This is a genomic window from Paracoccus sp. J56, assembly GCF_019633685.1.
Taxonomy (GTDB): Bacteria; Pseudomonadota; Alphaproteobacteria; order Rhodobacterales; family Rhodobacteraceae; genus Paracoccus; species Paracoccus kondratievae.
On sequence record NZ_JAFL01000007.1, the window covers coordinates 81,254 to 98,617 of the forward strand.

Consider the following 17,364-nt stretch of genomic DNA (forward strand, 5'->3'; position numbering starts at 1 on the left):
GGCACGATGATCTTACGTTCGCCGAATCGACCGAGAGGCTCCGGACGATCAGGCGGCATCACCGTCAGGATAGGGTGTGCCCCGCGTGTGCCGTGCAGGGATGAACCAGACGACATATTGTCGGGCATGTTGGCGCCCTTATGTTCCCCGAGGGCGCGGCGATGGGCCATTCCGGCAGCAAATCAAGCAGATTGTAAGGGCATGTTCCCCGCACGCGCGGGGATAAGCCCCCAGCGCCCTTGGGTGCAGGTAAAGTGGGCCCAGGCTAACCGCTCCAGGATACTGGCCTGAACCAGCATATCAGAGACATCCCCATCGTACAAACAGCCGTTTCTCTCTTCCTGCCAACTGGCGTATGGATCAGGCATGAGTCCGCGCCGCGTTGCCCTTGTACTGTTTGCGACTGTCTTGCTGCTTGGCCTTGGAGCCGGCGCGCGGGACCGGTTTGACGACTGGGTCGCAGCGACCAGGATCCCCCGGCTTGATGTGCAGGTCGGGGCCGAGGTGGTGGCACGGGACGGCACGCTTTTGCGCGCCTTTCAGGTCGCGGACGGGCGCTGGCGGCTGGACGCCGGGCCGGTCGATCCGCTGCTGATCGACATGCTTTTGCTATGGGAGGACCGCCGGTTTCCCGATCACGCCGGTATCGACCCACGCGCAATCATCCGCGCGGGCTGGCAGGCGCTGCGTTATGGGCGCGTGGTCTCGGGCGGCTCGACCCTGACCATGCAGGTCGCGCGATTGCTTGAAGAAGGGCCGACCGGCCAATGGGCAGGTAAGGCCCGGCAGATGCGCCTTGCGCTGGCGCTGGAACGGCGGCTTGAAAAACACCAGATCCTTGAACTTTATCTGCGGCTTGCTCCCTATGGGGCGAATGTCGAGGGCATCCGTGCTGCCAGCTTGCAATGGTTTGGCAAGGAGCCCCGCCGCCTGACCCCTGCTCAGGCAGCCCTGTTGGTCGCCCTGCCACAATCGCCCGAGGCGCGCCGCCCCGACCGTTCTCCCAGCGCAGCCAAGGCGGCGCGGGACCGGGTGCTGGCGCGGGCGGCCGATGCAGGGCTGATTTCGGTTTCGGACGCCAAGGCCGCGATGGCCGAGCCTGTGCCGAACCAGCGCCGCGCCTTTCCGGCGCTTGCGCCGCTGCTGGCTGCGCGACTGGTACGCGAAAACCCCGGCGCGTCCCGGATCGAAACCACCATCGACGCCCGCCTGCAACGCCGGGCCGAAGAGCTGGCCTCGCGTGCCGTGGTCGGGGCCGGGCGCAGGCTTTCGGCGGCAATCGTTCTGGCCGATCACCGCACGGGCGAAATCCTTGCCGAGGTCGGCGCCGCCGACTGGACCGACAACGCCTCGGCGGGTTTCGTGGACATGGCGCGAGCCTGGCGCAGCCCCGGCTCGACGCTGAAGCCCTTTGTCTATGGGCTGGCCTTTGACGACGGGCTTGCCCATCCGGAAACGCTGATCGAGGACCGCCCCACCGCCTTTGGCCGCTGGCAGCCACAGAACTTTGACCACCATTTTCGTGGCACAGTCAGCCTTAAAAACGCGCTGATCTGGTCGCTGAATATTCCGGTGGTCAAACTGGCCGAAGCGGTCGGCCCGAACCGCATCGCCCAGGCGCTGCGCCGCGGCGGGATTGAGCTGCGCCTGACCGGGGATGCACCGGGCCTGGCAATCGTGCTTGGTGGTGCGGGGGTTACGCTTGAAGGTCTGGCCGAGGGTTATGCCGCGCTGGCGCGGGGCGGGCGGGCAATCACCCTGTCGCCACTGCCGGGCGGGGGCGAGGAACGCCGCACACCAATGTTCGGCCCTGTCGCGGCATGGCAGGTCGGGCATATCCTTAGCCAGAACCCCGCGCCGCATGGCACGCGGCTGCGGCCTTTGGCCTATAAGACCGGAACATCTTACGGCCACCGTGACGCGCTGGCGGTGGGCTATGACGGGGCACGGGTCGGTGCGGTCTGGCTTGGCCGGCCGGACGGGACGCCCGTGCCCGGCGCCTTTGGCGGCGATCTGGCCGCGCCGGTGCTGTTTGACCTGTTCGACGCCCTGCCGGCGGTGGCACTGCCACCGCCCCCGCCGCAGACGCTGACCCTGCCAAACAGCGCCCTGCCGTTGCCCCTGCGCCGCTTTGCCCCGGCAGGTGAAGCCAGCGCAATGGCAGCCCGCCCCGCCGGTCCGGACGCCCTGCGCCTGACTTATCCGCCAGACGGGGCCGAGATCGACACCGACGGCCCCCTGATCGCCAAGGCGCGGGGCGGACGCGGCCCATGGACCTTTCTGCTGAACGGGGCGCCCGCTGCCATCGCACAGGCGCAGCCGACGGCAAACCTGCCCAACCCCGGGCCCGGCTTTGCTCAGCTTACGGTTGTGGATGCAGATGGCGCCTCGGCAAGTGCGGCAATCCGGCTGCACTGACACAAATTGCGCGATTCGTGATTCGCTTGGCCTTTTCTTACGCGCGTTTTGCGACATATTCGCACTATGCTGCGCATCAACGACCAGATCACGATCCAGGAATGGGAGCTGTCCGAACAGTTTTCCCGGTCTCAGGGACCGGGCGGGCAGAACGTGAACAAGGTCGAAACCGCCGTCGAGCTGCGTTTTGAGGCCGAGCGTTCGCCACATCTGACGCCTCCGGTCAAGGCACGGCTGAAACGGCTGGCGGGGCGGCGCTGGACACAGGACGGTGCGGTACTGATCCGGGCTGAGGAAACCCGCAGTCAGGCCCGCAACCGCGAGATGGCGCGCGAGCGGCTGGCCGAACTGATCCGGCAGGCGCTGATCGCGCCGCGCAAGCGCATCCCGACCCGGCCAACGCTGGGCAGCCAGCGCCGCCGCCTGGCGGCCAAGAACCAGCGTGGCGAGGTCAAGGCGATGCGGGGCCGTATCCGCGACGGGGAGGACCCGGCATGATCGTCGCCTTTCGCGAAAAGCTGGCGCGGCTGATCGGTCGTCGTCCCCCTGATATGCAGGTCGCGGCACTGTGCCTGAATGAATCAACGGGCGAGGTGCTGCTGGTCACCAGCCGCGGCACCAGGCGCTGGATTGTGCCCAAAGGCTGGCCGATGCCGGGCCGCAGCCTTGCCGATGCCGCCCGACAAGAGGCGTGGGAGGAAGCCGGCGTCAAAGGCCGTGTCGATCAGACAGAGATCGGCCGCTATCGCTATGACAAGGATCAGGATCGCGGCTTTGCCATCCCGGTCGAGGTTCGGGTCTTTCCACTTTATGTTGACAAGCTCGAACGGAATTTTCCCGAAGCGCATGAGCGCACGCGCCGCTGGTTCCCGCCCGAGGACGCCGCCCGGCTGGTAGCCGAAACGGGGTTGCAGCAGATCCTGCACGACCTGCCCTTTAAACGACAGTCGCCCCCGAAATGAGGCGCGAACCCCGCGAATACCGCACCCTCGACAAAGACCTGCGCCGGGTAACGAATACCGAGCGCGCGGTCCTGCATTCGGCGCGTTCGCTATTGCGGCTGGGCTTGGCCCTGATCTTTATCGCCGCTGCCAGCTATATCGGCACGGGCTTTTTCTCGGGCCAGCCGGCGATCGGGATCCTTGCCGCCAGCATGGCCGTCGCAGCCTATCTGGCGCTGTCGATTGGCGGCAACGACGTCGCAAACGCGCTTGGCCCGGCAGTCGGCGCAGGTGCGATCGGCATGACCACCGGCCTGATCCTCGTCGCGGTGATGGAGGTTCTGGGCGCGGTCCTTGCCGGTAGCGCCGTCACCGCCACCCTGACCGAGGGGCTGGTCGGGCGCACCCTTGGCGAGGGCGAGGCGACAGCGCGCATGATGCTGGCCGCGTTGCTGGCGGCAGGCAGCTGGATCAGCCTTGCGACATGGCTTGATGCCCCGGTCAGCACCACCCATTCGGTGGTCGGCGCTATTGCTGGTGCGGGCCTGGCGACCTTTGGCATCGACGCAGTGAACTGGCCCGCCATGGCGATGATTGCCTTTGGCTGGATCATCTCGCCCGTGGTGGCTGGCGTCGTCGCGGCGGGTTTGATGGCGCTTTTGCGCGGGCTGGTGCTGGATCGGGATGACCGCGTCGCCGCCGCACATCACTGGATGCCGGTTATCGTCGGGCTGACCTCGGCCATGCTGGCCGGAGTGGCCGAGGCCGCCGTCCAGGGATCACGCCCAGTGCTGAATATGGCCCTGGCACTGCTTTGCGGCCTGCTTGGCTGGCTGTTCACCCGCCGGCAACTCAAGCGCCTGTCGCAGGGCGAGCCGACCGGGCGGCTGGCGATGAAGCAACTGCTGGCCGTGCCGCTGGCAGCGGCTGCGCTGGTGCTGGGCTTTGCCCATGGCGCGAATGACACCTCGAACGTTGCGGCACCGCTGACCATCATCCTCGACAGCCTGTCGGCAGGGGGCGATGACGGCCTGCGCGGTCGGCTGGTGCTGCTTTTGGGCGGGCTGGGGATTGCACTTGGCATTCTGCTTTTCGGTCGCAGGCTGGTGCATATGGTCGGCAGCCGCATCACAAGGCTGAACGCGTCTCGGGCGCTTTGCGTCTCGCTGGCGACGGCGGCGACGGTGCTGGGTGCCTCACTGATGGGGCTGCCGGTCTCGACCACGCATGTGGCGGTCGGGGGCGTATTCGGGGTCGGTTTCTACCGCGAATTGCGCGACCGCAGGCTGACCGCGAACCCCGCCCCTTTGCCCGCCGAAGAGCGCCGCCGCCGCCATCTGGTACGCCGCTCGTACATGCGCATGATTCTGGGCGCATGGCTGGTGACGGTACCCGCCGCCGCGCTTCTTGCCGCGCTGCTGGTCTGGATCGGCGGGTTCTAGGCCCGGCTCTTACGCGCGACGCAGGGCAGCCTCTCCTGCCGTGCGGGTTTCTGAAAGCGTCGCCCCGGTGCTAAGCGCCTCGGGGTCAAGCACCAGCTCAAGCACCGCCAGCCGGCCCGAGGCATGGGCGCGCTGGAACGCATCGGCGAAATCCTCCTGCCGCCCGATCCGCTCACCATGGCCGCCGTAGGCGCAGGCAAGTGCGGCGAAATCCGGGTTGGCCAGCGCCGTGCCCGAAACGCGACCGGGGTAGCTGCGCTCCTGATGCATCCGGATTGTACCGTATTGGCCGTTATTGGCGACGATGACGATGATCGCCGCGCCGTGCTGAGCAGCGGTCGAAAGCTCATTCACCGTCATTTGCAGGCAGCCATCCCCGGCCATGCAGATGACAGTGCGGTCAGGATGTTCCAGCTTGGCCGCAATGGCTGCGGGCAAACCATAGCCCATCGAACCCGACGTCGGCGCAAGCTGGGTGCCAAAGCGGCGAAAGCGGTAATAGCGATGCAGAAAAGCTGCGTAATTGCCCGCGCCATTGGTGATAATCGCATCCTGGGGCAACTGGTCCGAAAGCCAGCGCACGACCTCTTCCATCCGGACTGCACCGGGGGTGGGGCGCGGATCCTGCCATGCTTCATAGGCAGTGCGCAGGTCCCGGGTCCAGCCATCCCATCGCCGGGGCGCGGGCAAATCTGCCAGAGCGGAAACCACCACGCGCGGATCGGCGACCAGCCCGGGGTCAGGCCTCCACAGATGCCCCAGCTCATCAGGCGAGGGATGGACATGGATCACCCGGGCATGGGGTCGCGTCGGGTCCATCAGCTCATAGCCACGTGTCAGCGTGTCACCCAGCCGCGAGCCCAGCGACAACAGGCAATCCGACTGCGCCAGCGCCTGCCCCAGAGCCGGGTTCATGCCAACGCCAAGGTCTCCGACATAGTTCGGATGGGCGTTGTCCATATGCCCCTGACGGCGGAAGGGCACAGCCACCGGCAGGCCCCAGCCCTTGGCAAAGCGAGCCAGCGCATCGGCAGCCGCTTGCGACCAAAGCGTCCCGCCCGGGATAACCAAAGGCCGCTCGGCCCCCGCAAGCGCCTGCGCGATCGCCGCGACAGATTCGGCGGCAATGGCGGAAAGCGGCTGTGCCGCCGGGGCAAGGTCCGGCACCTCGGCGCGTGAGGACAACATATCCTCGGGCAGCGCCAGCACCACCGGACCGGGTCGACCAGACATGGCAAGATGAAAGGCGCGCGAGACATATTCAGGGATGCGTTCGGTCTGGTCGATTTCGGCAACCCATTTCGCCAGCGGGCCGAACATGGCGCGGTAATCGACCTCTTGAAAGGCTCCCCGGTCACGGTCGGCGCGGGCGATCTGGCCGACGAACAGGATCATCGGCGTCGAATCCTGCCGCGCCACATGCACCCCAGCACTGGCATTGGTCGCGCCGGGCCCCCGAGTGACAAAAGCCACCCCCGGACGGCCGGTCAGCTTGCCATGCGCCTCAGCCATCATCGCGGCACCGCCTTCATGCCTGCAAACAATGTTCTGAATACCCGAGGCATGCAGCCCGTCCAGCACCGCAAGAAAGCTTTCGCCGGGGACCGAAAAGACCCGCCCGACCCCGTTCACCTTCAGCGCATCGACAAGGATTTGTCCGCCGTGCCGCATCTCTGCCTTCTCCCCCTGTGCTTTTCTTTCCCGCCAGTCTGGGCCAGCTTGGGCGGAACTGGCAAGATACAGCCGGTCAAGTGAGGTTCGTCATGTCGATGCCGTCGGTTCTTTTCGTCTGTCTGGGCAATATCTGCCGCTCGCCTCTGGCCGAGGCTGCCTTGCGCGACGCGGCGGGGCGTGCCGGAGTGCAGGTGCTGATTGATTCGGCAGGAACCGGCGACTGGCACATCGGCCATGCCCCGGATCGCCGGGCGCAGGCAACGGCAGCGCGGGCGGGGATCGATATTTCGCAACTTCGCGCCCGACAGGTCGCGGTCGAGGATTTTCACCGCTTTGACTTTATCATTGCCATGGACGGGCAGAACCTGGCGGATCTGCGCCGCATCGCGCCTGCGGACGGGCGCGCTCGGCTGTCGCTGCTGCTGGATCACGTGCCCGGGCGCGAAGGGCAATCGGTTGCCGACCCCTATTTCGGCGAGGCCGGGGGCTTTGACATCACCTGGCGCGACGTGACTGCCGGGGCACACGCGTTGTTGCAACGCATCATTGGACAAGAATAAGGCCCGGCCTTTACAGCCGCCACGCCCGGCCCTATCTCTGCCCGACCATGGCCACGAAATCCGACCCGAACTACAAGATCATCGCCGAGAACCGCCGGGCGCGCTTCGATTACTTTATCGAAAGCGATCTCGAGGTTGGCATCGTACTGACCGGGTCCGAGGTGAAAAGCCTGCGCACCGGCCAGTCGAACATCGCCGAAAGCTATGCCTCGGTCGAAGAGGGTGAGCTATGGCTGATCAACTCTTATATCGCGGCCTATAAGCAGGCCGGCGTATTCGGGCATGAGGAACGGCGCCGACGCAAGCTGCTGGTGTCGAAACGCGAACTCAGCCGGCTGTGGCAGGCGGTCGGGCGCGAGGGCATGACGCTGGTGCCGCTGGTGATGTATTTCAACCATCGCGGCCGGGTTAAGCTGAAACTGGGCATCGCCAAGGGCAAGAAGGTCGCCGACAAGCGCGAGACCGCCGCCAAACGTGACTGGAACCGGCAGAAACAGCGTTTGCTGAAGCAGGGTTAAGCCTTGCCGCCCCGCGCGGCTGCGGTTACATCGGTGTCGTTTCTGCGCGCGGGGGGGAAAGGCCGATGTCCATCGATTCCGACGATCCGAAAGTGCTGGTCTCGACCGGCTGGCTGGCGGCCCATCTGAACGATCCCGACCTGCGTATCATCGACGCCACGTGGCTTCTTGAACCCGGTCGCGACGCGCGTGCCGAATACATGGCCGCACATATCCCGGGCGCGCGCTTTTTCGACATCGACGAGATATCGGACAAGCGCAGCGAATTGCCTCATATGGCGCCGCAGCCCGAAATGTTCATCAGCCGTATGCGCGCCATGGGGATCGGCGACGGCCATCAGGTCGTGGTCTATGACAATTCCCCGGTCCGTTCGGCAGCGCGGGTCTGGTGGACCTTCAAGCTGATGGGCAAACAGGACGTGGCCGTTCTGGACGGAGGCTTTGCCAAATGGCGGGCCGAGGACCGCCCGATCGAGGACATGCCCCCGGTTTTGCGTGACCGCCACATTACCGTGCAGCGTCAGGCGGCGCTGGTGCGCGACGTGACGCAGGTTGCCGCCGCCAGCAAGCTTGCCGATCACGAGATTGTCGATGCCCGCTCGGCCGAGCGTTTCCGCGGCGAGGCCTCTGAACCGCGGCCCGGCCTGCGCTCGGGTCACATCCCCGGCTCAAAGAACCTGCCCTTTGGCCGGCTCTACAATGCCGACGGCACGCTGAAATCCCCCGACGCGCTGCGCGCCGAGTTTGAGGCGGCCGGCGTAGATCTGACGAAACCCGTCATCACCACCTGCGGGTCGGGGGTAACGGCGGCTTCACTGTTCCTGGCGCTTGAACGGATCGGGCACCGGGACCATTCGCTTTATGACGGAAGCTGGGCCGAATGGGGCAGCTTCCCCGACCTCAAAATCGCAACCGGAGAAGCGTGATGCTGGGCAATCTGAAACCGCAGGCCCCCGACAAGATTCTGGCCTTGATGGGCGAATTCAAGGCCGACCCCCGTCAGGGCAAGGTCGATCTGGGCGTCGGGGTCTATAAGGATGCCACCGGCCATACGCCGATCATGCGCGCCGTCCACGCCGCCGAACAGCGGATGCTTGAGACCGAGACCACCAAGACCTATGCCAGCCTTTCGGGCGAGCCCGATTTTCAGAAGGCGATGGGCGACCTGATCCTTGGTCAGGGCCTCAAGCCTGAAACGACGGCGACGCTGGCCACCGTCGGCGGCACGGGCGCGATCCGTCAGGCGCTGGAACTGGCACGGATGGCGAACCCTGATCTGCGGGTCTTTGTGTCGGACCCGACCTGGCCGAACCATATCTCGATCATGAATTTCATGGGCGTTCCGGTCCAGACCTACCGCTATTTCGACAGTGCCACCCGCGGCGTCGATTTCGAGGCGATGAAGGCCGATATCGCCCAGGCGAAAAAAGGCGATGTGGTGCTGCTGCACGGCTGCTGCCACAACCCGACCGGCGCCAACCTGACGTTGGAGCAATGGGCCGAGGTCGCCTCGGTCCTTGAAAAAACCGGCGCAATGCCGCTGATCGACCTTGCCTATCAGGGCTTTGGCGACGGGCTGGAAGAGGACGCGGCCGGCACCCGGCTGATCGCCTCGCGCATCCCCGAGGTGCTGATCGCCGCCTCGTGCAGCAAGAACTTTGGCATCTACCGCGAACGCACAGGCTGCTTGCTGGCGCTGTGCACCGATGCGGGCACGCGCGAGCTTGCGCAGGGTGCCATGGCCTTCCTGAACCGCCAGACCTATTCCTTCCCGCCTTTCCACGGCGCAAAGATCGTCTCGACCGTGCTGAACACGCCCGAGCTGCGCGCCGACTGGATGGCCGAACTGGAGGCGGTGCGTAACGGTATGCTCAAGCTGCGCGAACAACTGGCAAGCGAACTGCGCGACCTGTCGGGTTCGGACCGTTTCGATTTTGTCGCCCGCCATCGCGGCATGTTCTCGCGTCTGGGCGCCACGCCCGAGCAGGTGCAAAAAATCAAGGACGAATTCGCCGTCTATATGGTGGGGGATTCGCGGATCAACATCGCCGGACTGAACGAAAACAGCATCCCGGTTCTGGCCCGCGCCATCATCGAAGCCGGCGTCTAAGCCAGAGCACCGCCAGTCACATGCAAAAGCCGCCGGCCCTGCCCGGCGGCTTTTTCTTTTATCCGCCGGTCATCAGGTTTTGCGGCCCAGCTTGCGGTCGATATATTCCCGCAGCTCTTCGATCTCGGTCTGGCTTTCCTGCAATTCGCCCTGCGCCGCGCGCAGCTCGGCCTCGGCGGTCGAAAGCCGGGCGATCAGATCGGCCTCGCGCATCTCAAGGGCGCTGACGGCACGCTCGCGCGCCTCTTCTGCCTCGTGCAACTGCTGGGCCATCGTCTCCAGCTCGCCCATCTCGGCGCGGGTGGCGCGGGACAGGCGATGGACCAGCCAGCTTGCGAACCATCCCAAAAGGAAGGCAGCAAAAAGAAGGATCGCGGTAGCCAGGATGAGTTCGTTACGATTCATGCGCGCGGCTTTGATAAAAGGGACAGGGCGGATCTGGTCATGGCTTTCGGGGCTCTTCAGGCCGCGGTAGGGGGCGGTTCACATGCAAGGCCTCTTGCGCAGGAATAGTCCCCGCCTCGACCGCCGCGCCGCGCAAAGCCTTTTGCGCAGGGGCAGTCGCAGCCTCGGCCGGGGCAACCAGCGTGTCAGGATCAGGCAAAAGCTGCGCGGCTGGCAGGGTCGCGGCCTGCAACAGCGGCAGTTCAGGCAACCCCGCCTCTTGCGCAGGCTGGCTGGCAATGCGCCCCGGATCGACGCCCGAGACAAGCAGGCGCACCGGCTCGGTCGCGGCAAATGCTGCGGCTTCGGGATCAGTCGGCACGCCAAGCACCGGACCAACAGCGGCGGTCACGGCGCGCAATGCTGCCCCGGCAGCCCGCGCGGCGACCTCTTCGGGACTGTCGGTGACACCCTTGACCAGTTCAGCCGGCGCCAGGGCCTCGGTCTGCACCGGCTCTTCGCCAAGCAGGGTGAATTCGATGCGCCGGTTCGCCTCACGCCCGGCCTCGGTGTCGTTATCGGCGATGGGGCGGCTTTCGCCATAACCCTTGGCGGTCATATTCGAAGTGTTGATCCCCGCCTCGGTCATCGCCGCCAGAACCGCCTGCGCCCGCGAACGCGAGAGTTCGGCGTTGAACCCTTCGGAACCCTGCGAATCGGTGTGGCCGCCGATCTCGATGCGGAAATCAGAACATAGCGCCATCGTCTCGGCCAGATGCTCAAGCGTCGGACCCGGGTCGCCTGCGATAACCGATTTGTTCGGCTCGAACCCAATTTCGGATTCCTGCATCGCTGCATTCAGCCGGTCCACGCATTCGATACCCGACGGCAGACCCAGCAGCGGGTCCAGCCGCCGGTCATAGCGGATTGCCAGCTCATAACGCGCCCCTGCGCCCAGTCTCTGTGCCAGCCGCGCCGCCACCGCATCCGAGGCGGTCTGGCTGCCCGACACGCCGCTGACCCGCACCAGATCGCGTGTCACCGTCGCGTTGCCACGATCCAGCGCATTCAGCGCCTCAAGCGCGGCGATGGCGCGCAGGGTCCAGCCATCGGGCACCGAAGCGTCGCTGCGCAGCGCGCTGTCCACCCGGCCAAAACGGGCGCGCGCAAGGCTTTCCACCGCCTCGCGCATCCGTTCATCCGTGATGCGGCCACGCAGGGCGACACCGCTGCTGTCTGCAACTGCCGAGAACTCGGCAGGGCCCGCCTCGCCCTTGGTCGCCTCTTCATGCTCGGCGCTAAGGGTAAAGACATCGGGCAACGCCGCCTCTAGCCGGCCGGCCACCTCGTCAAAGCTGGCAGCCTCGACATCGGCGGGGGCGAACAGCGCGACATCGGTGTCCGAGATCGTCACCGAGCCCGCGCCAAGATCATTGACCGCCGCAACCGCCGCAACCGCCGCATCGCCCCAGCGAGCCGAGGGCGCGCCAAGGCCAAGGGTGCATTGCGCCGCCTCTGGCACCCCGGCCTCGCGTCCTGCGGCAAGGATACGGTCACGGGCGGCCTCATCATTGGCCGAGCAGGCATCAAACCGCGCGCCTGCCGCATCCTTGACAAAGCGCAGGGTAAAGGGGGCGATCAGCGGCCGTGGTGCGGTAATTTCAGCCGTCAGGCGAACCGACGCGGGTTTGGCCCGGTTCAAAGCTGCCTCGAGCGCCGCCTTTTCGCGCGGGCTGTCAGTGATCGCACGGATCGAGACCTCACCCGCCGCGATCGAGACTTTGGCCCGTCTGGCCAGCTCGGCTGCCTTGATGCCAAAGGCAAAGGCGTCCTCCCAACCTTCGGGGACGGCATAATCGGCGGTCTCCATCAGGTCCGAGATGCGGGTTGCCCCTGTCTGGCGTTTCAACTGACCGATCAGCCCGGCGCGGTCCAGATCGGCAGGGACAAGCCCGATGATCGAAATGCCCTCGTCATTGCGCAAAAGCTCGACCTCGAAAGCGGGGGTTGCCAGTTCGGCGCTGGCAGTGACCTGCATGGCATCGGTCACCCGCCCGGCATCAACGACCGTCTCGGCCCGGGCCCGGGCGCGGAAACGCTGCACCTCGTCAGGGGCGATGCCCTCAAGCCGGACTTGCAGCCCGTCGGTCGTCACCGTCACCCAGTCGAAACCGGCCAGCGCCGCGCGCAGATCCGTCGCCGAGCGGGTTTCGATGAAATCGGCCGCCGCGCGGGCAGCCAAAAAGGACAGGCCCGCCGCTGCAGCAAGGGCGATAAGGCTTACAGCCACCGCGGGGCCCCGGCGCGGGGGACGACCTGCGGATTGCTGGGAATTGGCCATCAGGGAGACCTTCGGGCTGTTTCCGACCTGCCGCATGTAATCCCTGCGGGCGGGTTTCGCAATCAGACCAGCCCCGCCAAAGCAAGAAACAGCGCAATCAGCAGGCCCGCATCGCGGTTACTGCGAAACAGGCGCAGGCAACCGGCGCTGTCGGTCATATCAAAGCGCAAGAGCTGCCAGGCCAGATGCGCGGCAAAACCAGCCACACCCAGCAGAGCCAGCACCAGCGCAAGCCCCTGCGCGCCCGTCGCCAGCACCGCAAGCACCAGCAGCAGGACCGAGGCGATGCCAAAGCCCGCCAGCCAGCGCGCCGTATCGCGACCAAACAGCCGGGCAGTGGACTTGACACCAATCAGGGCGTCATCCTCGGCATCCTGATGGGCATAGATGGTGTCGTAAAAGACCGTCCATGCGATGCCGCCCAGATAGGCCAGCACCGGCGCCGGGGCGAGGTTGCCCGTATGCGCCGCCCAACCCAGCAGCGCGCCCCAGTTGAAAGCAAGGCCCAGAAATACCTGCGGCCACCAGGTAAAGCGTTTGGCAAAGGGATAGATCGCCACCAGCGCCAGCGATGCGATCCCCAGCGCAATCGCCGCACTGCCAAGCGTCAGCAGAATGGCAAAACCGGCCAGCGACTGCGCGGCCAGCCAGATAAGCGCCCCCCTGACCGTCACCTGCCCCGAGGGAATCGGGCGCGAACGGGTGCGCGCCACTTTGTCGTCGATGTCGCGGTCGGTGATGTCGTTCCAGGTGCAGCCCGCACCGCGCATCAGCACAGCGCCGATCCCACAGGCAAGCGCAATCCATATATCGCGCCAGCCGGGATTGCCTGCGATCATCGCCAACCCGACCCCCCACCAGCAGGGCAAAAGCAAAAGCCAGGTGCCGATTGGCCTGTCAGCGCGGGAAAGCCGCAGCCACGGTCTCCAGCCCACAGGCGCGTAACGATCCACCCAGTTATCCGGCGGCGCATCGGCGACGGTGCTGTGGCCCTCTGGCATCGGACGGTCGATCTGCATTACGCTGCGCCCCATCATGGCGAAAATCAGACTGTTCATAGATCACCCGCTGGCCAAGGGACAAGGTATCGAGCTGAATACCGATCAGGCGCATTACCTTTCTTCGGTCATGCGGCAGTCGGCGGGCGACGAAATTCTGGTCTTTAACGGCCGCGACGGCGAATGGCTGGCGCGAATCGAGCGCATTGCCAGACGCAACGGCACGCTGATCGCCGAACGACAGAGCGCGCCGCAGATGAACCCGCCCGACCTGTGGCTGATCTTTGCCCCGATCAAAAAGGCGCGCACCGATTTCATCGTCGAAAAAGCGGCCGAGATGGGCGCGGCCCGCATCCTGCCAGTGCAGACCGATCACACGAACTCTGAACGGATCCGTCAGGACCGGCTGCAAGCCCATGCCATCGAGGCAGCCGAGCAGTGTGGCGGCACCTTCGTCCCCGAGGTCGGTGAACTGGTGCCGCTGTCCCGCCTGCTGGACGGCTGGGATACCGGGCGGCGCATCCTTTGGGCGGATGAGGCGCTGGCGGGACCAGCACAGACGCTGGCTGGTCTGCCGCACGGCCCTTGGGCGATTCTTATCGGCCCTGAGGGCGGCTGGTCCGAATCGGAACGACGGCGTCTTTCGGCGATGGATTGCGTCACGCGCATCTCTTTGGGGCCAAGAATCCTGCGCGCGGACACCGCTGCCGTTGCGTCACTGGCCCTGTGGCAGGCAAGTCTGGGCGACTGGAGCTGACCGCCCGGGCCTTGGGGGCGCAACTTTCATCCGAAAACCGGGCCACTGGCGGGAAAATATTGCGGCGCAGCATCGGTATTTCCCTCTTGCCGCAAAAACTAAGGGAATTCGGTCTCTTATGCACAAGCTGCATGGCAGAGATGCCCGTTTGGCCGTGGTTTTATCAGACTGCCCGGCCTATATGCTGATGCATGAACGAAGCGCCCGATAATCGGGCAATGATCTCAAGGTGGAAACTATGTCGGCGATTGACACGAACCGCATCCATGGCGGGGCGGGCTCTTTCGGTATTGGCTCGAAAATCTGGGCGGCTGTGACCGCTTGGAACGATGCGCGCGTTACGAAAAATGCGCTGAGCCGTCTTTCCGACCGCGAGCTGGACGACATCGGTCTGTGCCGCGGCGATATCGAACGTATTGCGCGCGCCCGCTGATCAGCGGTTGAAGACGCGAGATCGGCTATACGGATAATCCGCAAGCCTTTTTCGGCCCGAATGGGCAAAACGAACAGGCGGCCCCAAAGGCCGCCTTCAGTATTTTCTGTGGATGGTTTTTGCCGGGGATTTCCCCGGCATTCCCGCGATCAATCCCGCCTTACGACCAGCGTCGACCATTCGCCCAGATCATCGCGCCGCTCAAGCTGCAAACCGCCAGCCGTATAGGCCGCGATGACCTCATCGGCCTGGGTAACCAGAATGCCCGACAAAATCGCCTTGCCGCCCGGTGCGATATTTTTCGCCATATCGGGTACGAGGTCTATCAGCGGCTGTTTCAGGATATTGGCGAAAACCAGATCAAAGGGCGCGGCATTCTCGATCAGCGGATGATCAAAGCCCGCTGCCTCGACACATTCGACACGTCCATCCAGCCCGTTGGCAATCACATTGGCACGCGCCACATCCACTGCCTGCGGGTCGATATCACCGGCAAGCACGATCACCGGGAACGAACGCGCCGCAGCCATGGCAAGCACAGCGGTCCCGCAGCCGACATCGACGATGCGCTGCGGTGCAAAGCCTTCGTTGATCAGCCGGTCCAAAGCCAGAAGACAGCCTTTGGTCGTGCCGTGATGGCCGGTGCCAAAGGCCATGGCGGCCTCGATCAGCAGTGCCTCGGCACTTTCGGGGACCTTGTCGGCATCATGGCTGCCATGGACGAAAAAGCGCCCGGCCTCGACCGGCGAGAGTTCACGCCGGACATGGGCGACCCAATCCACCTCGGGCAGTTCCGAGATGACGAAAGGCTCTGCCTGCCAGGCGGCAGCCAGCAACGCCAACCCGACCTCGTCCGGGGATTCGGTGAAATACAACCCCACCTCCCAGCGGCCTGAGCCATCCTCGATCTCGAAAACGCCGGTGCCGACGGGTTCGGGGTTCAGGTCCTCGCCCGCCTCGGCAAGCGCCTCGGCCGCGTCACGGCCATTGGTGTGGGTCAGCGCGGTCCAGGTCGGCATTCAATGCTCCTCGGCTATATCGGTCAAAGGGGCTTTGACACCCGTACCACGCAACCCGCAATAGCCATCGGGATAACGATCCAGATATTGCTGGTGATCGTCCTCGGCCCGCCAGAAGGGACCGGCAGGGATAATCTGGGTGGTGATATCGGGATAGCCCTGAACCGCCAGCCGGTTGCTGTAATCGGCCCTGGACAGTTCCGCCGCTGCCTTCTGGCTGTCATTGAAATACATGATCAACGAGCGGTATTGAGAGCCCACGTCATTGCCCTGGCGGTTGCCCTGGGTCGGATCGTGGTTTTCCCAGAATATCTGCAAAAGTCGTTCATAGCTGATGCGCGAGCTGTCGTAGACAACGCGCACCACCTCGGCATGACCAGTCGTGCCGGTACAAACCTGTTTGTAGCTGGGATCTTCGGCATGGCCTCCGGCAAAGCCGACCTCAGTCAGCCAGACTCCCTCTTGCTGCCAGAACAGCCGTTCGACACCCCAGTAACAGCCCATGCCAAAAATCGCCTGGTCAAAACCTTTTGGCATTTCAGCATCCAGCGGCCGGCCAAAGATCCGGTGAAGGGGGGCAGTCATGGTTGCGTCCTTTCGCATGTCCTGCCGCATTAGGTAGGGCTGCCGGACCGCCCGCGCAACGGCGGAATACCGAAACCGGCTTGCGGGCGGGCAACCGGTTCTGCCAAGTTGCACGCAAATTGAGCTGCGCGAGGCCCCAATGCGCCCCGGACCCCGAAACCTGATCACCGATGTCGACGGCCTGCGGGTCGGCAATGCCCGCGACGACGTTTTACGCTCGGGCAGTACGGTTCTGTTGGGCGATGCACCGCTGGCCTGCGGGTTCAACGTCATGGGCGGCGCCCCCGGCACGCGCGAAACCGAGCTTCTGGCCCCCGACAAACTGGTGCCGGGGGTGGATGCTCTGGTGCTGTCGGGCGGCTCGGCCTTTGGACTGGCAGCCTGCGACGGGGTATCCGAGGGGTTGCGCGCCATGGGCCGGGGATTCGAGGTCGGCCCGGTGCGCGTGCCAATCGTCCCCGGCGCCATCGTCTTTGACCTGCTGAACGGCGGTAACAAGGACTGGCAGGGAAACCCCTATCCCGCCCTTGGCCGCGCGGCGTTAGAAACCGCCAGCCCCGATTTCTTACTAGGCAGCGAGGGTGCCGGAACCGGGGCGATGACCCATCGCTGGAAGGGAGGGCTCGGCTCAGCCTCGGCAGTGCTTGATTGCGGGATCACGCTGGGGGCGCTGGTGGTCGTCAATGCGCTGGGATCGGTGACCGCGGGCGAAACGCGGCAATTCTGGGCAGCCCCTTGGGAGACAGAGGGTGAGTTCGGTGGCCTTGGGCTTTCCGGCCCCTATCCCGCCGCGCATGAGCCAAGCCCGTCCAAACGGCTGGGCGAGGCGACGACCATTGCCATCATCGCCACGGATGCGCGGCTGGACAAGGCAGGGCTGACGCGGCTGGCGACGGCGGCACAGGACGGGATGGCCCGCGCTATCGTACCCAGCCACACCCCCTTTGATGGCGATCTGGTCTTTGCCGTCTCGTCCGGGATGAAGCCACTGCCCGATCCGGCGCTGACGCCCTTTCAACTGGGTCACGCCGCCGCGTGCACGCTGGCGCGCGCGATCGCGCGTGGGGTTTATGCGGCAAGTCCCCGGCCGGGGGATCTGCAACCCTGCTGGCGCGAGGGTTAGGGGGCTCTGCCCCCATGCCTTTCCTGCCCCTCAATGGGGCCGGAAAGGCACTCCCCCGGGA

General features: G+C 65.3%; 17 protein-coding genes. 11 read left to right on the forward strand and 6 right to left on the reverse strand.

Annotation, left to right across the window (positions count from 1 at the left end; all coding sequences use genetic code 11):
* Positions 1–366 precede the first annotated feature (366 nt).
* The 4 genes from pbpC to M511_RS06945 all read left to right on the forward strand — a co-directional run bounded on the left by pbpC (position 367) and on the right by M511_RS06945 (position 4,801).
* On the forward strand, positions 367–2,418 hold the full coding sequence (pbpC, locus tag M511_RS06930) for a penicillin-binding protein 1C (RefSeq protein WP_010393649.1): 2,052 nt from the start codon (positions 367–369) through the stop codon (positions 2,416–2,418).
* Positions 2,419–2,484: 66 nt separating this feature from the next.
* Positions 2,485–2,916 (forward strand): alternative ribosome rescue aminoacyl-tRNA hydrolase ArfB, encoded by a 432-nt coding sequence (arfB, locus tag M511_RS06935; protein WP_010393648.1) that lies wholly within the window; start codon positions 2,485–2,487, stop codon positions 2,914–2,916.
* Complete coding sequence (locus M511_RS06940; RefSeq protein WP_085501768.1) at positions 2,913–3,380, forward strand: NUDIX hydrolase; 468 nt, start codon at positions 2,913–2,915, stop codon at positions 3,378–3,380. The genes arfB and M511_RS06940 overlap by 4 nt, the downstream gene beginning before the upstream one ends.
* On the forward strand, positions 3,377–4,801 hold the full coding sequence (locus tag M511_RS06945) for an inorganic phosphate transporter (protein WP_085501769.1): 1,425 nt from the start codon (positions 3,377–3,379) through the stop codon (positions 4,799–4,801). Before M511_RS06940 ends, M511_RS06945 begins: the two co-directional genes overlap by 4 nt.
* Before the next feature lie 9 nt (positions 4,802–4,810).
* Here the strand turns inward: M511_RS06945 and M511_RS06950 are convergent, their stop codons facing one another.
* Entirely contained in the window at positions 4,811–6,472 is a 1,662-nt protein-coding gene (locus M511_RS06950; protein ID WP_085501770.1) for a thiamine pyrophosphate-binding protein, read from the reverse strand.
* Positions 6,473–6,564: 92 nt separating this feature from the next.
* Between M511_RS06950 and M511_RS06955 the strand changes: the two genes are divergently transcribed.
* The 4 genes from M511_RS06955 to M511_RS06970 all read left to right on the forward strand — a co-directional run bounded on the left by M511_RS06955 (position 6,565) and on the right by M511_RS06970 (position 9,663).
* Positions 6,565–7,035 carry a low molecular weight protein-tyrosine-phosphatase gene (locus tag M511_RS06955; protein WP_010393638.1) on the forward strand — a complete coding sequence of 157 codons (471 nt, stop codon included), beginning with the start codon at positions 6,565–6,567 and terminating at the stop codon, positions 7,033–7,035.
* Between the two features lie 47 nt (positions 7,036–7,082).
* Positions 7,083–7,553, forward strand: a complete 471-nt coding sequence (smpB, locus tag M511_RS06960) for an SsrA-binding protein SmpB (protein ID WP_010393636.1) — start codon at positions 7,083–7,085, stop codon at positions 7,551–7,553.
* 65 nt (positions 7,554–7,618) lie between these two features.
* Complete coding sequence (gene sseA / locus M511_RS06965; RefSeq protein WP_085501771.1) at positions 7,619–8,479, forward strand: 3-mercaptopyruvate sulfurtransferase; 861 nt, start codon at positions 7,619–7,621, stop codon at positions 8,477–8,479.
* Positions 8,479–9,663, forward strand: coding sequence for an amino acid aminotransferase (locus M511_RS06970; protein ID WP_010393633.1), 1,185 nt, complete (start codon positions 8,479–8,481; stop codon positions 9,661–9,663). The genes sseA and M511_RS06970 overlap by 1 nt, the downstream gene beginning before the upstream one ends.
* Before the next feature lie 72 nt (positions 9,664–9,735).
* Here M511_RS06970 and M511_RS06975 read toward each other — a convergent pair whose 3' ends face one another.
* The 3 genes from M511_RS06975 to ubiA all read right to left on the reverse strand — a co-directional run bounded on the left by M511_RS06975 (position 9,736) and on the right by ubiA (position 13,407).
* Positions 9,736–10,068, reverse strand: a complete 333-nt coding sequence (locus tag M511_RS06975) for a hypothetical protein (RefSeq protein ID WP_010393630.1) — start codon at positions 10,066–10,068, stop codon at positions 9,736–9,738.
* 37 nt (positions 10,069–10,105) lie between these two features.
* Positions 10,106–12,337, reverse strand: a complete 2,232-nt coding sequence (locus tag M511_RS06980) for an OmpA family protein (RefSeq protein ID WP_254901046.1) — start codon at positions 12,335–12,337, stop codon at positions 10,106–10,108.
* 113 nt (positions 12,338–12,450) lie between these two features.
* Positions 12,451–13,407, reverse strand: a complete 957-nt coding sequence (ubiA, locus tag M511_RS06985) for a 4-hydroxybenzoate octaprenyltransferase (protein WP_085501773.1) — start codon at positions 13,405–13,407, stop codon at positions 12,451–12,453.
* Positions 13,408–13,423: 16 nt separating this feature from the next.
* Between ubiA and M511_RS06990 the strand changes: the two genes are divergently transcribed.
* On the forward strand, positions 13,424–14,143 hold the full coding sequence (locus M511_RS06990; RefSeq protein WP_085501774.1) for a 16S rRNA (uracil(1498)-N(3))-methyltransferase: 720 nt from the start codon (positions 13,424–13,426) through the stop codon (positions 14,141–14,143).
* 238 nt (positions 14,144–14,381) lie between these two features.
* Positions 14,382–14,576: a DUF1127 domain-containing protein gene (locus M511_RS06995; RefSeq protein WP_010393621.1), complete on the forward strand. Its 195-nt coding sequence runs from the start codon at positions 14,382–14,384 to the stop codon at positions 14,574–14,576.
* Positions 14,577–14,725: 149 nt separating this feature from the next.
* Here the strand turns inward: M511_RS06995 and M511_RS07000 are convergent, their stop codons facing one another.
* A complete protein-coding gene (locus M511_RS07000) occupies positions 14,726–15,595 on the reverse strand; it encodes a 50S ribosomal protein L11 methyltransferase (protein WP_085501775.1) in 870 nt (289 codons plus the stop codon).
* On the reverse strand, positions 15,596–16,180 hold the full coding sequence (gene msrA / locus M511_RS07005; RefSeq protein WP_050804157.1) for a peptide-methionine (S)-S-oxide reductase MsrA: 585 nt from the start codon (positions 16,178–16,180) through the stop codon (positions 15,596–15,598).
* 139 nt (positions 16,181–16,319) lie between these two features.
* Between msrA and M511_RS07010 the strand changes: the two genes are divergently transcribed.
* On the forward strand, positions 16,320–17,303 hold the full coding sequence (locus M511_RS07010; RefSeq protein WP_010393613.1) for a P1 family peptidase: 984 nt from the start codon (positions 16,320–16,322) through the stop codon (positions 17,301–17,303).
* Positions 17,304–17,364: the final 61 nt, after the last annotated feature.